Here is a 14314-nt window from a genome sequence, read left to right as displayed (position 1 = left end):
CGTCGCCCCCCAGCCGGTCGTCGCCACGCCCGCGCCGCGGACCCAGGACCCGCGCGACGCCGGCTGGGAGAGCCGCTACGCCCGCCGGCTGCCCCTCGTCGACGGCGCCGCCGCCCTGGTCGCCGCGCTCGTCGCCTACGCCGTGCGCTTCGGCTCGCTCGGCTCGGGGGCGTGGTGGTGGGAGATCACCCACCAGCCCGCCTGGTCGGTCCTGCTGCTGCCGGTGCTGTGGGTCGCCGCCGTCGCCGTCATGCGCGGCTACGAGACGCGCTTCCTCTTCACCGGGCCGGAGGAGGTGCGCCGCGTCGCCTTCGCGGGCGTCAGCGTCGTCGCGGCCGTCTCGACGACCGCGTACGCCTTCGACCTCCAGGTGGCGCGCGGCTACGTCGTCGTGGCGCTGCCCGCGGCGCTCCTGCTCACCCTCGTGGCGCGCTACGCCCTCCGGAGGCGCACCCACCGTCTGCGCCGCGTCGGCCGTCGCACGGCGACGACGCTCGTCGTCGGCCGCGCCGAGGGCATCCGCGACATGGTCGGCCAGCTGCAGCACGCGCCCCAGCAGGGCTTGCAGGTGGTCGGCTGCTGCACGACGTCGGCGTCCCTCGTCGGCCCCGGCGGCGTCGTCGAGGAGCTGCCGGCGCCCGTCCTCGGCGGTTTCGACGACGTCGTCGACGTCGTGCGCCGCGACGGCATCCAGACCGTCGTCGTCCTGCCGTGCGCCGAGATGGACAGCCTGCGGCTGCGCCGCCTCGGCTGGCGGCTCGAGGAGACGACGGCCGACCTCGTCGTCGCCCCCGGCATCGCGGAGGTGGCCGGGCCCCGCGTGGCCATCCGCCCCGTCGCCGGCCTCCCGCTGCTCCACCTCGAGCGCCCCGAGCTGCGGGGGGTCCGGGCGCTGGTGAAGCGGGTCGTCGACGTCGCCGGCGCCGGCCTCGGCGTGCTCGCTCTCGCCCCGGTGCTCGCCGTGCTGGCTCTGCTCGTGCACCGGTCCGGCCCCGGGCCCGTCCTCTTCCGCCAGGAGCGGGTCGGGGAGGACGGCCGGCCCTTCGACATGCTGAAGTTCCGCAGCATGGTCGACCGCGCGGACGAGCGGCTCGGCGAGCTCATGGCGGGCAACGAGGGCAACGGCGTCCTGTTCAAGATGAAGGGTGACCCGCGCGTCACCCCGGTCGGGCGGGTCCTGCGCCGCTACTCCCTCGACGAGCTGCCCCAGCTCTTCAACGTGCTCAGGGGTGAGATGTCCCTGGTCGGGCCCCGCCCGCCGCTGGCGTCCGAGGTCGAGCGGTACGGCCAGGACATGCACCGCCGCTTCGCCGTCAAGCCCGGCATCACGGGCCTGTGGCAGGTGAGCGGTCGCTCGCACCTGTCGGCCGAGGAGTCGGAGCGCCTCGACGTGCGCTACGTCGAGAGCTGGTCGCCGGCCACCGACGCGATGATCCTCTGGAAGACGGTCGGCTCGGTCGTCAAGGGGAAGGGGGCGTACTGAGCGCCGTCGACGGGTCCGGTCGACCCGCCCTCCCAGGTGTCGACCGCTCCCGCGCTGCGGTGGGCCCCCAGCGCGGGCCCGTACCCTCCACCGGTCAGGCCGTCGACCGTGAGGAGCAGCAGGTGTCGAGCACCAAGCCGAGCACCGGCCCGTCCGAGGTGCCCGTCGAGGTGGTCACGGTGGACCGGGAGCCCGTCAGCCCGCTGACGGCTCTGCGGCGGCACTGGGTCGTCGGCGCCGTCCTCACCATCGCCGGAGCGCTCACCGGTGCTGCCCTGGGTGCCGCCACACCTGCGTCCTTCACCTCGGAGTCGCGCGTGGCCGTCGGCAGCAACGACCTCCTCGCGCTGTCCGTCCCGGGTTACGCCTACGCCGCGGGCCAGCTCGCGGCGAGCACGGCTCGTTACGTCGACAACTCGCAGGCGCTCGGTGCCCTCGAGCCGGTGCTGGGGGAGGACGCGGCGGAGGTGGAGGACGTCTCCGCCTCACCCATCCCCGAGTCCAACATCATCCGCGTCGAGGTGACGGCGGCGACGTCCGACGTCGCGACCCGCGCCACTGCGGCCGTCACCGACTACCTGCTGGAGCAGTCCTCCCGCGTCAACACCTCGAGCGACGCCGACGAGCTGCTCGGCCAGTACGCCGACCTCTCGCGCGAGGTGGCGCAGACGAGGGCCGAGCGGGACAGCCTCTCCGCCAGCATCCAGAGCGCGCCGGCCACCGCTCCGCCCTCGCCGGACGTGCAGGCGCAGCTGGTCGACCTCGAGGCCCAGCTGGCGGTCCTCAGCGCCCGGCAGGGCGCCCTCGAGGCCCGTTACCAGGACGCGGTCACGTCGGACGACCTCTCCTACCAGCTCGTCACGGTCGCGGAGGCAGCACCGTCCTTCGACACGTCGACCACGCAGGTGCAGCGGTACGGGCTGGTCGGGCTCGTCGCCGGTCTGCTCCTCGGTCTCCTGGCGGCGGTCCTGCTCGACAGGGCGCGCAGGCGACCACGGCCCGCGGGTGTCGTGACCGACGAGCCCGGTGGCGTGGACTCGCTCCTCGAGACGGACCGCTCGGGTGACGGGCGCACGACCGTGGCGGAGACGCGGGCGCGCGACCGCTCATGAGGGGCTGGGGCCCCGAGCGGCCGGCGTACCTGTGGCTGCTGCTGGCGACGCTCGTCCTCAACGTCTTCTCCGGGATCGGGTCCGACGCCCTCGGCCTGCCCATCAGCCCTGACCGCCTGACGCTCGCCGCCGCACTGGGCCTCCTCGCCCTCGACCCGTGGGCCTGGAGGAGGGTGCGCTGGCACCTCCGGCCCGTGCACGTCGCCATGGTCGCCCTCGTGGTCCTGGCGGCGTGGTCGGCCTTCGTCAACGACACGCTGCTCACCGGGTACGGGCTCTTCGCCCTGGCCGACCGCCTCCTGGTGCCCTTCGTGCTCTTCGCCGTCGCACCGGTGGTCTTCTGCACTCCTGAGCGCCGCGACCTCCTGCTCAAGGCGCTCACGGTGCTCGGGCTGTACCTGGCCATCACCGCCGTGCTCGAGCGGGTCGCGCCGTCCCTCGTCTACCCGCGCTACATCGTCGACCCGTCCCTCGGCATCCAGGCCGGACGCTCGCGAGGTCCCTTCGTGGCGAGCGAGGCCATGGGACTCGTGCTCGTGCAGTGCGCCTTCGCCGCGGCCTTCCTCTCCTCGCGGTCGCGTCGGGCCTGGAGGCGTATCGCCCTGCTCACCACGGCCCTGTGCGCCGTCGGCGTCCTGCTGACGTTGACGCGGTCCGTCTGGCTGGGGGCTCTCATCGGGGTCGTCGTCGCCTGTGCTCAGCAGCGCGAGCTGCGGCGCCTCCTGCCAGTGATGCTCGCCGGGGGCGCGGTGGTGGTGGTCGCCCTGCTCGCCGCTGTCCCGAGCCTCCAGGCAGCCGTCAACGAGAGGGCGACGACGACGCGGTCCCTCGACGACCGGAGGAACGTCAACGAGGCGGCGCTGCGCCTGATCGAGAGGGAGCCGCTCACGGGCGTCGGCTGGGTGGGCTTCATCGACGCCAGCGACGAGTACGTCCGTCAGGCCGACGACTACCCCGTGACCAACGTCAGGATCGAGGTCCACAACGTGCCGCTCGCCCGGGCGGCCGAGCTCGGCATCCCCGGCGCGCTGCTGTGGGCGCTCTGCGTCGTCCTGGGGCCTCTGCGCGCCGTCCTCCGCCGCGTGCCGAGGTCTGCTCCGGTCGACCTGGTCGGCTGGCGGCTGGTGCTCACCGGGGGTGCGGCGACCTGGGGCGTGGCGCTGCTCCTCAGTCCGGTGCCCTACCCGCTGCCGAACTACCTCGTCTTCCTCCTGGCCGGGATGGTGCTCGCTCCGTCATCCACCTCGACGGCCGACTCCCGTGGCGTCGAGCTGACGGCTGGCGGCAGCGGCCTCGGTCGTTGAGTCGTGGCGGCGCCTTTCGCTGGATGAGACCAGAGAAACCCCCCCCGGACGAGTGGGGGCTTCACGGCGAGGAAGGAGGTGACTTCAGTGCGAGAGCTGGAGAGGACGAGGGATGGGCACGTCGTGCCTCATCTCGAGGTGCACCGAGGGAAGGAACCCCCGTTGCTCGCTCCCATCGTCCGTCGCGCCCTGCATCGCCCTCTCGCCACCATCGCAGCTCTCGGCGTCGTCCTCGTCGGAGCCGGGAGCGCCAGCGGCGCCACGGCCGGCACCTCGTCCTTCGCGCCGCCGCCGGCGGGGGTCACCGATGTCAGCGCACCTGTGGCCTCCAGTCCTGTCGGCGGCATCTTCGCCGAGACCAGCGTGTGGCGGCAGGACATCAGCCATGCGCCGCTGCACCCGGACTCGGCGGCCATGTCCGCCAATGTCGCCAAGCAGGTGAAGGACCACTGGGGCGGCGTGGCCGCCTTCAACGTCTACAAGTTCGGGACGAGCGTCTACACGGTCCCCTCGACGCAGAAGCGCGTCGACGTCAAGTTCGACGACTGCCAGAAGAAGGGCTACGTCCCGTCGGGCCTCTACGGCGACGGCGGACAGTTCGTCTCCGTGCCGATCCCCAGCAACGCCGTCCCGGCGGCGGGCACCGACGGCCAGCTGACCATCTACTCGCCCGGCACGGACCAGCTCTGGGAGTTCTGGAAGGCCAGCAAGAAGGCCGACGGCTGGCACGCCTGCTGGGGCGGCCGGATCGACACCGTCTCCACCAGCGCCGGGCAGTTCAAGGACCACTTCGGCGCCTCGGCGAGCGGTCTCGCCGTGACCGCCGGCTCGATTCGGATCAACGAGGCCAAGACGGGGGTCATCAACCACGCGCTGTCCCTGCAGCTCATCGCCCCGAAGCACTACAAGACGGTCAGCTGGCCGGCCGTCCGCAGCGACGGCTGGAGCACGAGTGCCTCCGCCGTCCCGCAGGGCCAGCGCCTCCGTCTCGACCCGACGGTCAACGTCGACGCCCTCAAGCTGACCCCCGTGGCCAAGGCCGTGGCCAAGGCCGCGCAGAAGTACGGCTTCATCGTCACCGACACCGCGGGCGCCGTGGCTGTCCAGGCCGAGGCGGGTGACGGCGTCGCAGCGGTCACCGGCTCCAACCCGTGGTACGGCATTCTCGGGGGGACGCCGTCGTACGCCGTCATGAAGAACTTCCCGTGGGACAAGATCCAGGTGCTGCCCGACCACTACGGGAAGCCGGGCACCGAGACGGCGCCCGCCGGGCCCACCTGCAACGCCTGACCCTCAGGCCCTCAGGCCCTCAGGCCTTCAGGCCCTGAGCCGGGCCCGCGCCCTCGCTCGACGGAGCAGGACACGGGCCACGGCGGGCACAGCCGCCGGGTGCGTCGCGAACCAGCGGAGGCACCCGGCGGCTGCCGCCCCGTCGCGTGTGCGCTGGGCCGCGCGGAGGTCGTCCCAGACCACACGACCGAGGGCGCCGTCGCGGACGAGGACGTCCATCCACGGCCGGTCGGCGTAGTCGCTGACGATGCGCTCGAACGTCCGCCGCATGAGGTCGACGTCCTTCACGGCCTGCTGGGCGTGCTCGTGGTACAGCACGGTGGCGTCGCCCACGACGACACCCTCGCCCTTCTCCAGGAGGCGGATCCACAGGTCGAGGTCCTGCGCCCGCAGGAGCGGCCGGAACATCCCGGCGGCCACGAGCGCCTCGCGCCGCACGACGGTCGCGCTCGTCACCACGAGCTCGCTCGGCACGAGGACGGTTCGCGGGGTGATGCGCCTCGCCCCTCGAGAGGGGCTGCCGAGCCAGCGGCCCGCGGGCGAGACGGCGGCGGCAGACACGAGGTCCCGACCTCCTGCGTGCGCCATCACGGTCTCCAGGTGCTCCGGCAGCCACTCGTCGTCGCTGTCGAGGAAGGCGACCCAGGTCGTCGTCGCCGCCTCGATGCCCGCGTTGCGCGCCGGGCCGCTCCCGGACCGCTCGGGCATGCGGATCACCTCGACCCCCTCGGCCAGCGCCGCGTCGGCGGTCCCGTCGTCGGAGGCGTCGTCGACGACGACGACCCGGGCGGGCGTCAGCGTCTGCGACGCCACGCTCCGCAGGGCTCGAGCGATGAGGCCCTCTCGGTTCATGGCCGGCATGACCACGGTCACGTCGGCGTGCGGGCCTGGCATGTGGAGCTCCCGTCTGCTGGACACCGACGCCTCGTGATCGACGGCGGCCCCATCGTCCACGACGCGGGCGACGGCGCGGTCGCCAGGTGCTCACCTCGCTAAGGTCTGCCCGTGCAGCGTGATGTCGACGCCCCGGCCGCCGTGGCGAGACCCGGGGGCGTCGCGGAGCTCCGACGGCTCCTGGCAGCCGATGTGCGGCGCAACCCCTACGTCGCAGACCGGCTGACGGTAGCCGTCTGGAGGCTCGGCCACGCCGCCCACGGGAGGCGTGGCGCCGCCGCCTTCGCGGTCCGCCGACTGCACGGCGTCCTCGACGCGGTCTGGACCCGGGGGGTCGTGGGGGCCGAGCTCCCCCGCTCAGCCGTGGCAGGACCCGGTCTTCGTCTGCCCCACGCCGGTCGAGGTCTGGTGGTGCACCCGTCGGTGCGCATCGGAGCGGGCGTCACGCTCTACCACCGGGTCACCCTCGGCGTCCGCGGTGGCCACCAGGGCCCGACGCTCGAGGACGACGTGTACGTGGGGACGGGCGCAGCGGTGCTCGGACCGGTCCAGCTCGGCGCGGGGTGCTCGGTCGGCGCCAACGCCGTCGTCGTCCGCGACGTCGAGCCAGGAGCCACCGCGGTCGGCGTGCCCTCGCACGGGAGGGACCGTGGCTGACCTCCGCCTCGACCGCCGGAGGCTCGAGAACGGGGTCCGCCGGCTGCGGTACCTGGGTGCCCTCGCACGACGTCCGTCCTTGGCGGGGACGCCGATGGTCTTCGGGCCACGGGTCGACATCCGCGTCGGGCCGGGCGGCGGCCTGGACCGGGGTGAGCGGTGCGTCATCGCCGGGGACTTCCACGGTGTCATCGACGCGCCGACGACTTGGGGGGACGACGTCTTCTTCAACGTCGGCGCCTACGTCTGCGTCTTCGAGGGGCTGACCATCGGCTCGCGGGTGATGTTCGGCGAGCGCGTCTCCATCCATGACGAGGACCACGTGGTGGGGCCTGTGGCGCCGGGCGCGGCCCGCTACCGGACCTCTCCAGTGATCATCGGCGACGACGTCTGGGTCGGGGCGAACGTCGTCGTGCTCCGCGGGTCGCGGATCGGGTCGGGCAGCGTCGTGGCCGCAGGGGCCGTCGTCCGCGGCGAGGTGCCTGATGGGGTGCTCGTCGCAGGCGTTCCGGCCAAGGTCGTGCGGGAGCTCTTGTGAGCGGCTCGGCGCGCTTCTCCGTCGTCATCCCCGCCCACCAGGAGGAGCGGGTCGTCGGGCGCTGCCTCGACGCCTTCCTCGACGGCGCGAGCGCGGACGTCGAGGTCGTGGTCGTGGCCAACGGCTGCACGGATCGGACGGCCGAGGTCGCGAGGCAGCGCCTCGGCGTGCGCGTGGTGGAGCTCGTCGAGGGCTCGAAGCGCCTCGCCCTCGACGCCGGGGACGCGGCCGTGTCCGCCTACCCGCGCGTCTACCTGGACGCCGACGTCCTCGTCGGCGCACCGGCCCTGCGCGCGGTCGCCGACGCGTTGACGGGCCCTGAGCCCCGGGCGGCTGCGCCGCGGGTCCGCTTCCGCGTGGAGGGTCGTCCCTGGTCGGTCAGGGCCTTCTACGCCGCCTACGCCCGCATCCCCTACACGACGGACGGCCTCGTGGGCCTCGGCCTCTACGGGGTCAGCGAGGCGGGCAGGGCGCGGTTCGCCGCCTTCCCGGACGTCACGAGCGACGACCTCTTCGTCCAGCGCACCTTCGCGCCGGAGGAGCGGGTCGTCCTGCAGGACCACGTCTTCGAGGTCGAGACGCCCCGGACCCTCCGCAGCCTCCTCGCCGTCCGCACGCGCACGGCGCAGGGCAACACGGAGCTCGCCGGCAGCGGTGACGAGGCTCACGCGACCAGCACGGGGGAGACCGTGAGGTCGCTGCTGCTCGACGCGCGGCGCCGCCCTTCGACCATCCCCTCGACGGCCGTCTACGTGGCGGTGGTGCTGGTCGCACGGCTCCGGGCCCGCCGGGCGCCCCGGACGTGGCACCGGGACGAGACGACGCGCTGACCGACGGCGAGCCGTGATCTCCCCGTGATGGTGCCTCCGGCTCTTGTGAACATCATGTGAACATGCTTGTGCCGATTTGGGTCGAGGGGCCAGATGCCCTTGACTGCTCCCATGACCACCCGACCGGCACCGACCCCCGAGGAGCTGGCAGCGTCGCCGGTCCCCAGTCCCCGACCCGAGCTCACCCCGCTCCCCGCCCCCACCGGGGCCGCCCCGGCGGGCCCGAGGGTCGTCGTCGACGGCGTCGCCTTCGACGCCGTCACCGAGACGGAGGTCGTCGACCACGTCCTCGGCGAGATGGCGCAGGGGCGAGGGGGCATGCTCCTCACGCCCAACGTCGACATATTGCGCCAGCTGCGGCGTCCGGCCCTGAGAGGCATCGCCGCTGAGGCCGACCTCGTCGTGGCGGATGGCATGCCCATCGTCTGGGCCTCCCGCGTCCTGGGAAGCCCTCTGCCCGAGCGGGTGACGGGTGCGTCGCTCGCGGAGTCGCTGCCGGCGGCCGCGGCGGGCGCCGGGCGCTCCGTGTACCTGCTCGGCGGTGAGGAGGGCGTGGCCGAGCTCGCCGCGGAGAACCTCTCCGCCGAGCACGACGAGCTGCGCGTGGTCGGGTGGCACTGCCCTCCGCACGGTTTCGAGGAGGACGAGCGGGAGATGGAGGCCATCGTGGCTGACCTCCGCCGGGCGAAGCCCGACCTCGTGCTGGTGGGCCTCGGTTTCCCCAAGCAGGAGCGTCTCATCGGCGTTCTGAGGGCAGCACTGCCGCACGCCTGGTTCATCGGGTGCGGGGGCGCGCTCACCTTCCTGTCCGGCAGGGTGTCCCGCGCGCCGCGCGGACTGCAGCGGAGCGGCCTGGAGTGGGTGCACCGGCTCGTCATGGAGCCCCGTCGGATGGCGCGGCGCTACCTCGTGGACGACCTGCCCTACGCAGCCGGCCTCTTCGCTCGCTCCTTCCACCGGGCGACGGTCGTCGGCCGTCAAGCCGCCTGATTTCTAGGCGGCCTCCGCAGGCGCAGTTTCGACGGACGCCTCCGGCCGTCGGCTCCTGTGGGCGACCAGGGCACCATGCGGGGATCCAGGGCTTATGATCCGGCCGTTTCACCCGATCGGGTGAGTGACGTCTCTTTTGTCGATCTCGGGAGCCCTCGCATGCCTCTGTCCGTCCGACACCTTCGCCGCTGCGCGGCGGGGCTCGCCCTGGCGATCGCTGTGACGGGAGGCGCGTCCCTGGGCGCGCTGGCCGACTCGGGCCGGGCCGCGGGGCAGCCCGTCCTCCCTCCCAGCAACGTCTTCACGAAGGACGTCTCGCGCGCTCCTGTGGACCGCGGCAGCGCCGCGATGGTCGACAACCTCGAGCAGCAGGTGACCTCGCGGTACGGCGGCGTGGCTGCCTTCAACGTCTACACCTACGGCGCCTCGCTCAACATGGCGGGCTCGAGCCAGCGACGGGTCGACGTCCGCTTCGACGACTGCCAGGGCAAGGGGTGGACCCCCCGTGGCCTCTTCGGCCCGGGCGGCCACTTCGAGGACGTGCCGATCCCGGCCGACGCCGTCCCCGCCGCCGGGACCGACGGCCAGCTGACGGTGTACTCGCCGAGCACCGACCAGCTCTGGGAGTTCTGGAAGGCCCGCAAGACCTCGAGCGGCTGGTCCGCGTGCTGGGGCGGTCGCATCGACCGCGTCTCCCGGAGCACGGGCGCCTTCCCCTCGACCTACGGCGCGAGCGCCAGCGGCCTGGCGTCCTCGGTCGGTGCCGTCCGCATCCACGAGGCCGAGCGCGGCGACATCGACCACGCGCTCTCGCTGTCGCTGCCCCGCATCGCGCACTGGGGCGAGGTGAGTTACCCCGCCACCAGGAGCGACGGCTCGGACCAGCGGAGCTCGGCCATCCCCATGGGCACCCGCTTCCGGCTCGACCCGGCGGTCGACGTCGATCGGCTCGGCCTGCACCCCGTGGCCCGGGCCGTGGCCGAGGCCGCCCAGACCTACGGCTTCATCGTCACGGACACGGCCGGCGCCGTCGCTGTCACCGCTGAGAGCGGGGAGGGCGCGGGTCGGGTCGCCGGCAAGAACCCCTGGTACGGGATCCTCGACGGGACGGGCAGCTACGCCGTGATGGCGGGCTTCCCCTGGGACCGCCTCCAGGTGATCGAGGAGGACTGGGGCGCGCCGCGCTGACCCGAGCCTTGATCCGCACGGGGCGCTCCCGCCGCTCGGCGGGGGCGCCCCGCGCCGTGAGAGCTCCTCAGGGCCGCGCCGCGGCGTCGCACGCCGTGACGACGGCTCTCCCAGCCGCTCCGGCAGGGATCTTGCGCGCGAAGGCCGCGCCGGACGCCACGGCGGCCGGCACGTCCGCGGCCCGCAGGTCCCGAGGGCTCGCCGAGCCGGGCGGGAAGACGGTGTACGTCGTCCGCCCCCGCCGCGTCCTGAGGTCCGGGTCGGCGCTGACCACCGACTGCACGTAGGACTCGTCCGGGATGCGCGTGCGGGCGAAGACGCGGCGAGCGACGGCCGTCCGCTGGTCGGTCGCAGCCCGGACCGCGGCCGCGCTGAGGACCATCCACTGCGACCCCTTGATGTACCGCAGGCCCAGCGCGGCCACGGGGTCGTGCCGGAGTCGCAGGCCGATGGCCCACACGCCGTCGCGGGAGGTGGGGTAGGCGAGCACTCGCCGCTGCCACCGCGCTGGCCCGCGCTGCCAGAGACGTCGACCGAGGCGCCCGACGAGCCGCGGGACGACACGGGGGCGCTGCCAGGTCGCCCACCGGTAGAGGTGGCGAGCCGGGTCCGGGGACGGGTCGACGTCCAGCAGGGCGTCCACGCCTGTGTCGAGCAGCTCCTCCTCCCACCGACCGAGATGTCGGACGGGGCGGTCGCGTCCCGACACGAGGACGACGAGGTCGGCCTCCAGGACGTCCACCGCATGGGCCGAGGCCTCGAGCATGGCCTCCACCAGGCTCCAACCGCCCCAGGTGACCCGGATGCGGCTGCGCAGCAGCGTGGCGCCCACCGCGTCGGCGTCCTCGCCGTCGAGATAGCCGACGGGCTGGTCGTGCCGCAGGAGCACCTGTGCGTGGGGGCTCGTCGCCCGGATCGCTCCCACGAGGGAGAGCGCGGCCGGAGCGTCGTCGTGGCACAGCACGACGTAGCAGACGACGGGCGCCCGACCGGTGCTGCGGTCCTCCTGCGCTGAGGTCACCTGCGGCCTCCCCGTGATTAGGTTGACGTCGACATCGAGGTCCCTCGGCGCCCTCGGCTCGGGGGTGGTGAGGAGCAGCCGTGCGGACGTCCGCCGTCATCCCCGTGCGAGGGCTCGGCGCGCTGGTCGAGGGTTGCCTCGAGAGCCTAGAGCGGCAGAGCCGTCCCCTGGACGAGGTGGTGCTCGTCGACGACGCCCCGGAGCCGGTGATCCCGGAGGACTCCCGGTACGACGTCGTCCGGAGTGGGGGCGTCGGTCCGTACGCGGCGCGCAACCTCGGGTGGCGCGCAGCGAGCGGCGACGCGGTGCTCTTCCTCGACGCCCGCAGCCGGCCGCGCCCGCGGTGGGCGGAGGCGCTGGTCGGCGTCCTGGAACGGGAGGGCGTGGGGCTCGCCGGGGGCGACGTCGTCGTGCCACCGGGGCGGTCGGTGGCCTCCCGGGTTGCGGCGCTCGAGCAGCCCTTCTCGGTGGACAGCTACGTGGACCGGGCCTGGTACATGCCCTACCTCCCGACGTGCAGCCTCGCCGTGCGGCGGGAGGTCCTGGAGGAGCTGGACGGCTTCGCGGCCACCCGCAGCGGCGGGGACGCCGACCTGTGCTGGCGCGCGCAGGAGAGTGGCTGGCGCCTCGAGGTCGCTCGCGACGTCCTGATGGACTGGCTGCCGCGTGACGGCTACCGCGACTACCTCGAGCAGCACTACCGCTACGGCCGCAGCAACACCCACCTGCGCCGTGCGTGGGCCGAGCGCGGGGCCGAGCAGGCGGTGGCCACCAGCCCGCTGGTCCTCGCTCGCATGACGGGGACCGCGGTGGCACGGGCCGCCTACGGCCTCGCCCGCGGCCGCTCGGACCGCGTCCACTACGCCCTCCTGGAGGGGGCGCGCGTCGCGACGCGCCTCGGCGTCCGGCGCGCCCTGGCGGAGGTGCCCCGGTGAGCGGCCAGGCGCGCGCGAGCGTCGTGGTGAGGACCTTCGACTCAGCGGGGACGGTGGAGGCGACCTTCCGGTCGTTGCGCGACCAGGACGTTCCCGTCGAGGTCGTCGTCGTGGACTCGGGCTCCACCGACGGGACGCTCGAGCTGGCCGGGTCGTGGGCGGACCGGGTGGTGCACGTGCCCCGGGACGACTTCTCCTTCGGGGGTGCCTTGAACCAGGGTGCATCGGCCGCCGCCGCCCGCGTCCACGTCGCGCTCTCGAGCCACAGCACCCTGCCGAGGGTCGACTGGGTCCGCACGGCGGCCCAGCACGTCGAAGACGGTGCCAGCGCCGCCTGCGGGGCTACCGTCGACCCGTGGGGGCGCGTGCTCGAGGGACCCTTCCGCGCCGGCGCGGGGGAGCTGGCGGCGAACCGCTGGTGGGGCTTCACCAACCACGCGTCGGCGTGGGCAGCAGAGGTGTGGCGGGAGCACCCCTTCGACGAGCGGCTGACCGCCACGGAGGACAAGGAGTGGTCGTGGCGCGTGGTCACGGGCGACCGCTACCTCGTCGTCGACCCGGCGCTAGTCGTGCCCGGTGCCCACCGGCGTGACCGCGGTATCCGCTCCTACTACCGACGCCTGGTGAAGGAGCAGACGTCCGTGGCCCACCTGCGGCCCGTACCTCCGTACGGACTGCTCGACGCTGCGCGTGACCTACGCCGTCCTGTCGGTGAGGTGCCCTACCTCTCCGGCGCCGGTCCGTGGGGGAGGACCCGAGCTGTCGAGGTCGCCGCGCGGTGGCGGGCTGCCACGGTGTCCGGGAGGGCGGAGGACTGAGGGCCGTGCCGCGCCACCGCGCCGGGCTCGTCGCGTGGCGCGGCGGCACCTGCGCCGCGACCTTCACGCAGCGGACGGAAGGTCTCACCCCTTCGGCTCTTTTCGGCGGAAGGTCTAGAGCGAAAAGCAGACGCCACCTACTCTCTGTCAACGACGGCGGAGTGGAGGTGGGTGCTGATGACTCAGCGTATCGAGTGGGTCGATTCGGCCAAGGGTGTGGCGATCGTGATGATCGCCTTCCACCACACGCTCCTGCTGCTCGCGCCCTTCGACCTCGCCGACCCCCGGTGGGCCGTCGTCCGCGACGTGTTCGCCACCTTCCCCATGCCCCTCTTCTTCCTCGCGTCTGGCCTGCTCGCTCGGCGCGTGATGACGGAGTCGTGGCGGACGCTGTGGCGTCACACCCTCCTCCCGCTCGCGTGGCTCTACGTCATCTGGAGCCTCTTGCGTTTCGGCTGGTTCACCGCGGTCCCGCTGGAGAGCAGGCCCGAGGAGACGAGTTGGCTCGACCTCGCCCTCTCACCCCTGCTGCCGCAGTCCGGCCTGTGGTACTTGCACGCGCTGTTCCTGGCGCTCGTCGTCGCCCGCGCGCTACGCGACCGCCTGCCACCGGCCCTCCAGGTCGTCCTGGCGGCAGCGGCGTCGGTGCTCTTCTTCGGACCGCTCAGCACGGGCAACCTCGGGTACGAGGGGCTCCTGCACTACCTCGTCTTCTTCCTCGTGGGGCTCCACGCCGGACGCGTGATCGTCGCCCTCGTTGAGCGCTCAGGCAGGTGGGTGGCGCTCACCGCGCTGGTCTGCTTCGCCGCAGCGCTGGTGCTGGTCCGCCTCCTCGTGCTCCAGTGGCTACCCGTCGTGCCGCTGCTCCTCAGCGCGCTCTCCGTGACCGCGGGAGTGCTCGCCCTGGCCTCGGCACCACGGTCGTCCTCCGCTCTCGGACTGAACGCGCTGGGGCGGCGGACCCTGCCGGTGTACGTCACGCACGTCATCGTCATCGCGGGCCTCACGCGGCTCCTCCTGCTGCTGCCGGACGGACCCCCGCCGTGGCTCGAGGTGGCGATCCCTCCGCTCGTCGTCGCGACGGCCGTGACGATCTCCCTGCTGCTGGCAGCTGGGCTCGCGCGGACGCCTCTGCGCCTCCTCTACCGACCACCCTCCCGGTGGACCACGGCCGATCGACGTCCCGATGCCCTCGCCGGCGCTGTCGAGACCGCGCACGGCTCCTCAAACCGCGGAGCGGTCCCGTCGTAGGCC

General features: G+C 73.4%; 14 protein-coding genes. 12 read left to right on the top strand and 2 right to left on the bottom strand.

Annotated features, from left to right (window positions below):
• From HLB09_RS02140 to HLB09_RS02125, 4 genes are all read left to right on the top strand, one after another.
• Positions 1-1483, top strand: a 1483-nt coding sequence (locus HLB09_RS02140; RefSeq protein ID WP_212755787.1) for a sugar transferase, incomplete at its 5' end; no start/stop codon positions are given.
• Positions 1484-1605: 122 nt separating this feature from the next.
• Complete coding sequence (locus tag HLB09_RS02135; RefSeq protein WP_171201761.1) at positions 1606-2595, top strand: GumC domain-containing protein; 990 nt, start codon at positions 1606-1608, stop codon at positions 2593-2595.
• Positions 2592-3899: an O-antigen ligase family protein gene (locus tag HLB09_RS02130; protein WP_171201760.1), complete on the top strand. Its 1308-nt coding sequence runs from the start codon at positions 2592-2594 to the stop codon at positions 3897-3899. The genes HLB09_RS02135 and HLB09_RS02130 overlap by 4 nt, the downstream gene beginning before the upstream one ends.
• A gap of 162 nt (positions 3900-4061) precedes the next feature.
• A complete protein-coding gene (locus HLB09_RS02125; RefSeq protein ID WP_171201759.1) occupies positions 4062-5189 on the top strand; it encodes a DUF4124 domain-containing protein in 1128 nt (375 codons plus the stop codon).
• A 27-nt stretch (positions 5190-5216) separates the two neighbouring features.
• On the opposite strand, the gene HLB09_RS02120 is transcribed toward HLB09_RS02125, so the two are convergent.
• Positions 5217-6083, bottom strand: coding sequence for a glycosyltransferase family 2 protein (locus HLB09_RS02120; RefSeq protein ID WP_171201758.1), 867 nt, complete (start codon positions 6081-6083; stop codon positions 5217-5219).
• A 423-nt stretch (positions 6084-6506) separates the two neighbouring features.
• Here HLB09_RS02120 and HLB09_RS02115 point away from each other — a divergent pair, with 423 nt between their 5' ends.
• The 5 genes from HLB09_RS02115 to HLB09_RS02095 all read left to right on the top strand — a co-directional run bounded on the left by HLB09_RS02115 (position 6507) and on the right by HLB09_RS02095 (position 10286).
• Positions 6507-6740, top strand: a complete 234-nt coding sequence (locus tag HLB09_RS02115) for a serine O-acetyltransferase (RefSeq protein WP_171201757.1) — start codon at positions 6507-6509, stop codon at positions 6738-6740.
• Positions 6733-7278 carry an acyltransferase gene (locus tag HLB09_RS19690; protein WP_212755785.1) on the top strand — a complete coding sequence of 182 codons (546 nt, stop codon included), beginning with the start codon at positions 6733-6735 and terminating at the stop codon, positions 7276-7278. The genes HLB09_RS02115 and HLB09_RS19690 overlap by 8 nt, the downstream gene beginning before the upstream one ends.
• A complete protein-coding gene (locus HLB09_RS02105; protein WP_171201756.1) occupies positions 7275-8108 on the top strand; it encodes a glycosyltransferase in 834 nt (277 codons plus the stop codon). Before HLB09_RS19690 ends, HLB09_RS02105 begins: the two co-directional genes overlap by 4 nt.
• Positions 8109-8219: 111 nt before the next feature.
• Positions 8220-9098, top strand: coding sequence for a WecB/TagA/CpsF family glycosyltransferase (locus HLB09_RS02100; protein ID WP_171201755.1), 879 nt, complete (start codon positions 8220-8222; stop codon positions 9096-9098).
• 219 nt (positions 9099-9317) lie between these two features.
• Positions 9318-10286, top strand: a complete 969-nt coding sequence (locus HLB09_RS02095) for a hypothetical protein (RefSeq protein ID WP_171201754.1) — start codon at positions 9318-9320, stop codon at positions 10284-10286.
• Positions 10287-10353: 67 nt separating this feature from the next.
• Here HLB09_RS02095 and HLB09_RS02090 read toward each other — a convergent pair whose 3' ends face one another.
• A complete protein-coding gene (locus HLB09_RS02090) occupies positions 10354-11307 on the bottom strand; it encodes a core-2/I-branching beta-1,6-N-acetylglucosaminyltransferase family protein (protein WP_171201753.1) in 954 nt (317 codons plus the stop codon).
• An 80-nt stretch (positions 11308-11387) separates the two neighbouring features.
• Here HLB09_RS02090 and HLB09_RS02085 point away from each other — a divergent pair, with 80 nt between their 5' ends.
• The 3 genes from HLB09_RS02085 to HLB09_RS02075 all read left to right on the top strand — a co-directional run bounded on the left by HLB09_RS02085 (position 11388) and on the right by HLB09_RS02075 (position 14311).
• Positions 11388-12242, top strand: coding sequence for a glycosyltransferase family 2 protein (locus tag HLB09_RS02085; RefSeq protein WP_171201752.1), 855 nt, complete (start codon positions 11388-11390; stop codon positions 12240-12242).
• Complete coding sequence (locus tag HLB09_RS02080) at positions 12239-13060, top strand: glycosyltransferase (protein ID WP_171201751.1); 822 nt, start codon at positions 12239-12241, stop codon at positions 13058-13060. Before HLB09_RS02085 ends, HLB09_RS02080 begins: the two co-directional genes overlap by 4 nt.
• A 177-nt stretch (positions 13061-13237) precedes the next feature.
• On the top strand, positions 13238-14311 hold the full coding sequence (locus HLB09_RS02075) for an acyltransferase family protein (RefSeq protein ID WP_171201750.1): 1074 nt from the start codon (positions 13238-13240) through the stop codon (positions 14309-14311).
• Positions 14312-14314 lie beyond the last annotated feature (3 nt).

Origin of the sequence: Pseudokineococcus marinus (assembly GCF_013004605.1) — a bacterium.
Classification (GTDB): domain Bacteria; phylum Actinomycetota; class Actinomycetes; order Actinomycetales; family Quadrisphaeraceae; genus Pseudokineococcus; species Pseudokineococcus marinus.
The sequence above is the reverse complement of the archived record's forward strand: the minus strand, read 5'-3'. Positions and strand labels throughout refer to the sequence as shown.